The following is a 5345-nucleotide window of genomic DNA, read 5'->3' on the forward strand; positions in this document are numbered from 1 at the left end:
TGATTCATCAGCTGTGGAGTTGTAGCTCCGGCGGAAGGCTGCGAGCGTTCGGCTCTCGCCAGTGGCGAAGCCGAACGCAAACGACCACACGAGCGGTGGGATCTGGAGCTTGCCCTCTCGTTCGATCACGCCGACAGCCTCGGCGTGATCTTCCAGAGCAGCAGAGGGAAAGAGGGTAGTAAGCCGACGTTCAATTCTGTCTGAGGAGGGAGTGTTGGACACACTTGTCCCCTCCTCAATCCTCTCGAAAAGATGCCTCGATAAGCCACTGCTGTCTGGCGGTTCGTCACTTAGCTAAAGACGCATGGTGTAGCCTCAAGCGTGAACGGCCTATCTTACCGTAAAGAGACTCGATTAGTTGTTCATGCTTCCAGAAGATTACACAACAATCGGCTGCGTTGAATCACTAGACGGCGTCGGGGAAGGTCAGTAAATCGAAGGAGTTGAAGCGGGAAAATTTGGTTGTCCATGACGCAAATCTCCCGCTTCACCGAGCGTTGCGTCTCGATTGCACAAAGAGTTACGGGTGAACGAGGCGAATCCGCCGCCCCGACTGGTGGCGGCGGATTCGCCGACTATGCCCTCATTTCGCTGCATTGTCTCCGGATTTACCACAGAGGGTGTCATAGAACGAGTGGCGCACCAAAGAGCAGGGTGAACGCTGTGGTGGATGAGCCCAGCGACCCTGCAAGAGCATTCTTCGGTAGAGACGTTCTTCAATGTCGTGGAGACAGAGACGCTCGCGTTGTTTGAGCACCTCTCATTCGAGTTTCTCGAAGAGTTCGACGTGTTCGCCCCGGCGGAGACGGGGCGAACACGAGATCACGAGCCACCAGAGCTGATGTGTGGCTTCCTCCATTGCTACTACAAAGACATCTACGGCATTCGTCCCGTTGAACGAGAGCTTCAGAATACAGTTGTCTGGCTCAGTTGTGGCTTCGATCGACCGCCGTCGAGAGACGCGGTCGATCGCTTTCTCACCGATCTCGAACACGTCGTTGACGAAATCTTTGACCACCTCGTCGAGCAGGCCGCCCGCCGCGGCCTGCTTGACTTGACCTACTGCATCGATTCGACTGACGTGAGAACAATGCCAGCCGATCAAGATGCGTCGAAATGCTACGATCCAACCGCCGAAGAATACTACTCCGGCTACGGCTGTACGATCGTCTCGACCGGACAAAAGATCCCTATCGCCGCGGAATTCACCGAGAGCAAACAAGCACCAGAAGAGACGGCGATGCGCGTCACGCGTGACGCGCTCGCCGTCGAACAGCCGATCTGGATGGTCGGTGATAGTGCCTACGACACGCTTGACTGGCACGACCACCTGCTGACCGCAGGGGTCGTGCCAGTCGCTCCGTACAACGCACGAAACACTGACGACCCGAAAGACATCGAGTACAGGGTCGAAGACCGCATCACCGAGCACAGTAAGGATGTTCAGCTGAAGCAGTCGACGTTAGACGAGACGTACAACCGCCGTACAGGAGTCGAACGAACCAACAATGCAGTCAAGGACTGCGGCCTCGGGCACGTTCGAACCCGAGGCCGCGTCCATGCACGAGCGCAGGTGTTTCTTGCTCTATGTCTCCGTCTCGTCGTTGCGATCACCAATTATGAACGTGGAGACAATCCAGGAAGTACCGTGATCTCGGTGTGAGAAGACTTCTATGACACCCTCGTCAAGCCCACTATAGGCAAGGAATTCGTTGGAGCGGTGTATCCCCTTCCTCAGCGAGCGAAGCGGGCAGAAAGGGAGCTTACCGATCTCAATTACAGTTGAAAGAAAACGGAATTCTGCAAGGTCTGGGCGGAGTACCCAGTAGTTAGTTAGTCTTAATTGTCGCGGCGGAGCGCGAACAGTGCAGCGCCGAGGAGCGCGACGAGGGCGACGCCGACACCGAAGCCGGGCGTGCCGTCGTCGGAGCTACCGGTGTCATCGGAGCTACCGGTGTCATCGGAGCTACCGGTGTCATCGGAGCTACCGGTGTCGTCGGAGCTACCGGTGTCGTCGGAGCTACCGGTGTCGTCGGAGCTACCGGTGTCGTCGGAGCTACCGGTGTCGTCGGAACCATCGGAGCCGTCAGAGCCGTCGGAACCATCGGAGCCGTCGGAGCCATCGTCATCGTCGACTTCTTCGACGATTTCGAGATCAGCTCGGTCGGTGGTTTCGCCGTCGTCGGACTCGATCGTGTAGTTCCCGACGTCGAGATCCTCGGTGCTGACTTCAAGGGTCCACTGACCGTCAGTGCCCCACTCGTCAGTGCTGGTGATCGTCTGCGAGTTATCTGCGTCGTTCAGGACCTCAACCGTGATGGTGTTGTCCTCAGGCTGGAGGTTGGTCTCACCTTCGACAACGACCGTACCGTCGGACGGGACGGGATTGATTCCGTCGGCTTTCTCGCCTTCGGGGTAGATCGATTCAATCGTGGTCGAAGCGTCGGTGTAGCGGAAGTTCTCCATGACCATGCGGTCGTCGCTGGCGGTTTCGTCGACAGTCTCACTAGCGATGCTTTCACGAAGTTGTTCGCCAGTCAGACCATCAAGGTTGTTGACCCAGGTTTCGAAGTCATCGTCGCCGGAGAAGGTACCGTCGCCGTACATATCGTCACGGCCATTCGAGATGACGTGTGCAGAGACCTTACCCTGCGAGAGGGCAGCGAGACTCACATCTTCTTCTTCGAAGGTACCGTCATCCTCAACGGAGACTTCCTGGACCATCGTGTTGCCACGTTCGTCAACGAAGACGAGGACAACGTGGTCCTGACCACTTGCCGTACCGCTCACGTCGATGTTACTGTCGACGTCTTGGGAAATCTCCCCGTTGATGGTTTCGAAGTCAGCAGTCAGGTCGCCTGCGACCACAGAAATCGACTCGGTGGCGCTGGTACCCTGGTTGAACTCCGTAGTCGTGAGAGTCTCGCTCGTCGCATCGGACTGAGCGATGATACCAAGACGGTACGTACCGGGCAGACTCAGAATGTCCGAGCCACCCGTGTCACGGTTGGAGAGAACGACGTCTTCCTCTTCGAAGGTGTCGTCGGACTCAACATCGATTCCGTCCATGACGCGTTCCCAGTCGCCGTTATCGCGAGCGTAGACCGCAACCTTGTCGGTACCCGCTGCGCTCCCGTTGATGTCGACTTCTTCACCGACAACGTAGGTTCCTTCTGGGCTGTCGATCGTGACGTCGCCTTCCTCAACGTCGAGGGTGGTGTCGTCTTCCGAGTCTTCACTGTCGATGTCTGCAACGGACACACCGTTTTTGTAGACCTCAACGTCGACTGAGGAATCATCGAGGTACTGGCTTTCGATCGAGCCGACAGCAGTCGTACCGTCCATCTCGACGATAGCGTACGCAACACCGCTGTCGCTGTCGAAGCCGACCTCTTCCGTGTCGTCAACGTTTCGGAAGATGGTCTCTTTCTCGTCGTCCGTGATACCGTCACGGAAGTCGGAGCTGTCGATTGTCACAACGTGGGTCTGGCCGTCAGTCCCACCGGTGACGGTGTACTGGATGTCGTCACCGCGGACAGCGGAGTCGTTGGCCAGTTCGATGCCGAGATCCTCGTCGTTAGTCAGGGTGACCGTCGTGGTCTCGGAAGCGCTACCGAAGTCAAGGTTCTCCGTCCCTTCTGCCGTAATCGTGTAGTCACCGGTGTCCGAGCTGGAGAGGTCAATCATGATGCCATTACCGCTTGTGTCGATCAGTGCATCCTCGCTTTCGAGGACCTCGGCGGTGACATCCGAACCGCTCTCGTCCGTAATCTCGATTTCGACAGGCTCAGCCTGCTCGAAATTGTACTTGACGTTGATTCTCATGTGCTCCGCATCTTCAGTCGAAATGCTGGAGCCGTCAACATCATCCGAGATAACGTTACCATCGGAGTCCAGGTTATAGACGGTGATATCCGCGACTCGTGGCTGTGTAACCGTCACGGATTTGTCGTTGCTGCCCGTGTAGATACCAGTTTCCTGATCTTCCGGAATCCGGAGGTTGGTGTCGAGGGTCTGGCCCTCAGCGCCACCACTCTCGGCACCGGTCAGCGTCGTCGAGAAGCCGTCAGCGAAGGTAAGGTCATCCTCGCCCTGGTAGATTGTGTCTCCATCTTCTACAACAATACCATCTTCATATCGATTGTTCTCTGCCGCCGCTGCGCCGCCCACAAACGCTGCGGACATCGCAACGACAGAGAGGACCATCATCGCGGCCAGGAACACTGCACGTCCCTTCTCACGATAGGTGGTTTCGTTTGTCATTTATTTTATGTGTTTGGTTGGGTTGGTTTGCGCACGATCATGGAGGTGGCTGCATTCGGCCGACAACACAGTTCGATATTGCTACTGCATTTCACCGAGCAGCCTCCCGGGATAGGGGTACCCGGAACTACATTCTGGCTGGGCCATAAGTCTTGTGTATTTACATAATTTCGAATTGAGGTATCTATTTCTAGCGTGTGCGCACTTCTAGACCTCTAAAACCAGATCTAGCAAACCCATGTATGCTAGAAGTAATTTCAGTATCAAAAGACTAATTAGAATTCTGCAACTTTATCGCCTGTGGGGAAACCCACACCACACTGTGCGTCCCAATTAGGGATGCCTGTCATGGACCGCTCGAGGGACGGGTGATCTCTTGGGTAGGGACTAGAGTTTTTCCGTCCCCGTGCGGTTTTCAACTGAAGCGGTAGCGCGGAGTCTCCATTCCCAAGGAATGAGGGAAGTCGTTCGAAAGACAGGAAATCTTTCGTGATAACGAAAATCGAAGATTGTCGAACCACGAATAAGTAGGGAGGGGAGATGCGTGTTCGTTTAAATACGGAGATGCAAGCCAACAGAAGCAGGCTGATCGAGTATCGATTGGGGTGGTAGTGGACGGAAGTAGGGGAGTCACATCTCCCATGTTATAGGGCTACCAATTAGTGTCTGAGCCGATGGGAGCCCACCACCCCATTCTGATAGGGGTCAGTGAAGTACCGCGGGGGCAAGCCCCGCGGCTTCACCGTTTTGACCGCACGTCCCGAAACGGGCCGTGCGGTCGCAGGCGAGTTTAATTCCCCTCGGACTTCCCATGACGAGTCGTCTGGAATTAATACCCGAACGCTCGGTGCGTCCGTGAGGGTCGGCCGCTCCACCACGGCCCGACAACTCCCGTCTCACCACGCCAAAGACGCGGGTGTTGAGAGGAGTCGCATTCCTCGCAACTGCCGGCAGTTGCTTCGGATTACGGTCTGTAATCCATGTCGCAACTGTACTCTCCAATACGGTGGTATCCATCATATAGCTTACGCGATTCACCCTCGGGGTCAAGCCCCGAGGCACTCTCGCTGTATCTCTGTAGA

At 56.0% G+C, this 5345-nt stretch carries 2 protein-coding genes and 2 pseudogenes; 2 read left to right on the top strand and 2 right to left on the bottom strand.

The genetic code is table 11. The features are described from left to right. A pseudogene (locus tag BSG09_RS15835) lies at positions 1-195 on the bottom strand (IS4 family transposase); the annotation flags it as partial. A gap of 273 nt (positions 196-468) precedes the next feature. On the opposite strand from BSG09_RS15835, the pseudogene BSG09_RS20280 reads away from it, so the two are divergent. Together BSG09_RS20280 and BSG09_RS15845 are read left to right on the top strand one after the other, a co-directional pair. Continuing rightward, positions 469-612: pseudogene (locus BSG09_RS20280) on the top strand (IS5/IS1182 family transposase); the annotation flags it as partial. Positions 613-670: 58 nt separating this feature from the next. Beyond that, the gene (locus BSG09_RS15845) at positions 671-1663 is read left to right on the top strand and encodes a transposase (protein WP_092934805.1); all 993 of its coding nucleotides are present in this window, start codon (positions 671-673) and stop codon (positions 1661-1663) included. A 176-nt stretch (positions 1664-1839) separates the two neighbouring features. Here the strand turns inward: BSG09_RS15845 and csg are convergent, their stop codons facing one another. Then, positions 1840-4263 carry an HVO_2072 family ArtA-dependent S-layer glycoprotein gene (csg, locus tag BSG09_RS15850; RefSeq protein WP_092934807.1) on the bottom strand — a complete coding sequence of 808 codons (2424 nt, stop codon included), beginning with the start codon at positions 4261-4263 and terminating at the stop codon, positions 1840-1842. Positions 4264-5345: the final 1082 nt, after the last annotated feature.

Origin of the sequence: Natrinema hispanicum, from assembly GCF_900111485.1 — an archaeon.
Lineage (GTDB): Archaea > Halobacteriota > Halobacteria > Halobacteriales > Natrialbaceae > Natrinema > Natrinema hispanicum_A.

Coding starts and splice junctions, on each gene's coding strand:
- BSG09_RS15845 (WP_092934805.1), top strand. CDS start 671: ATGAGCCCAGCGACCCTGCAAGAGCATTCTTCGGTAGAGACGTTCTTC.
- csg (WP_092934807.1), bottom strand. CDS start 4,263: ATGACAAACGAAACCACCTATCGTGAGAAGGGACGTGCAGTGTTCCTG.